The organism is Companilactobacillus sp. FL22-3, assembly GCF_054881455.1.
Window position 1 is genome coordinate 1 of record NZ_JBTYYZ010000024.1, and the last position, 1,893, is coordinate 1,893.

Consider the following 1,893-nt stretch of genomic DNA (forward strand, 5'->3'; position numbering starts at 1 on the left):
CTCAAAACTAAACAAAGTTTTAACGTTGTGTATTTCCGTTGATGCTAAGCATCATATCCTTAGAAAGGAGGTGATCCAGCCGCAGGTTCTCCTACGGCTACCTTGTTACGACTTCACCCTAATCATTTGTCCCACCTTAGACGGCTAGCTCCCCGAAGGGTTACCCCACCGGCTTTGGGTGTTACAAACTCTCATGGTGTGACGGGCGGTGTGTACAAGGCCCGGGAACGTATTCACCGCGGCATGCTGATCCGCGATTACTAGCGATTCCAGCTTCATGTAGGCGAGTTGCAGCCTACAATCCGAACTGAGATCGGTTTTAAGTGATTTGCTTGCCCTCGCGAGTTCGCAACACGTTGTACCGACCATTGTAGCACGTGTGTAGCCCAGGTCATAAGGGGCATGATGATTTGACGTCGTCCCCACCTTCCTCCGGTTTGTCACCGGCAGTCTCACCAGAGTGCCCAACTGAATGCTGGCAACTGATAATAAGGGTTGCGCTCGTTGCGGGACTTAACCCAACATCTCACGACACGAGCTGACGACAACCATGCACCACCTGTATCCATGTCCCCGAAGGGAAAGACTAATCTCTTAGCTTTTCATGGTATGTCAAGACCTGGTAAGGTTCTTCGCGTTGCTTCGAATTAAACCACATGCTCCACCGCTTGTGCGGGCCCCCGTCAATTCCTTTGAGTTTCAACCTTGCGGTCGTACTCCCCAGGCGGAGTGCTTAATGCGTTAGCTGCAGCACTGAAGGGCGGAAACCCTCCAACACTTAGCACTCATCGTTTACGGCATGGACTACCAGGGTATCTAATCCTGTTTGCTACCCATGCTTTCGAATCTCAGCGTCAGTTACAGACCAGAAAGCCGCCTTCGCCACTGGTGTTCTTCCATATATCTACGCATTCCACCGCTACACATGGAGTTCCACTTTCCTCTTCTGCACTCAAGTTTACCAGTTTTCGAAGCACTTCCTCGGTTGAGCCGAGGGCTTTCACTTCAAACTTAATAAACCGCCTACATTCTCTTTACGCCCAATAAATCCGGACAACGCTTGCCACCTACGTATTACCGCGGCTGCTGGCACGTAGTTAGCCGTGGCTTTCTGGTTGAATACCGTCAGTACGTGAACAGTTACTCTCACGCATGTTCTTCTTCAACAACAGAGTTTTACGATCCGAAAACCTTCTTCACTCACGCGGCATTGCTCCATCAGGCTTTCGCCCATTGTGGAAGATTCCCTACTGCTGCCTCCCGTAGGAGTTTGGGCCGTGTCTCAGTCCCAATGTGGCCGATTACCCTCTCAGGTCGGCTACGTATCATTGCCTTGGTGAGCCGTTACCTCACCAACTAGCTAATACGCCGCGGGTCCATCCAAAAGCGATAGCAGAGCCATCTTTCAAGCTACGATCATGTGAAAGTAGTTGTTATGCGGTATTAGCACCTGTTTCCAGATGTTATCCCCCACTTTTGGGCAGGTTACCCACGTGTTACTCACCCGTCCGCCACTCACTCAAATGTGATTCATGAAGCAAGCTTCAATCATCACGCGAGTTCGTTCGACTTGCATGTATTAGGCATGCCGCCAGCGTTCGTCCTGAGCCAGGATCAAACTCTCATATTAAAAGTTTGTGACTCATAAAAAATTATACTAGCGAATTGACTTCGTTGTAAATCCAACAAATAAATGTTGGCCTACACAATTTAGTGTTAAAACTTTGTTCAGTTTTCAAAGGTCTACCAGCTGATTAAGCGCTTACGCTCATCAGCGACTTAATTATTTTATCAAGCCAACAAGTTGATGTCAAGGCTTTTTTAAAATAATTTTTCTAACAAATCAATGAAGATTTGATAGAAGTCATCTCAACAGACAACTTAATTATCATA

General features: G+C 47.9%; 1 rRNA gene. It reads right to left on the bottom strand.

From position 1 onward, the window contains the following. Positions 1-63: 63 nt before the first annotated feature. Positions 64-1,630: ribosomal RNA gene (locus ACYT32_RS12285) — 16S ribosomal RNA — on the bottom strand. Between the last annotated feature and the right edge of the window lie 263 nt (positions 1,631-1,893).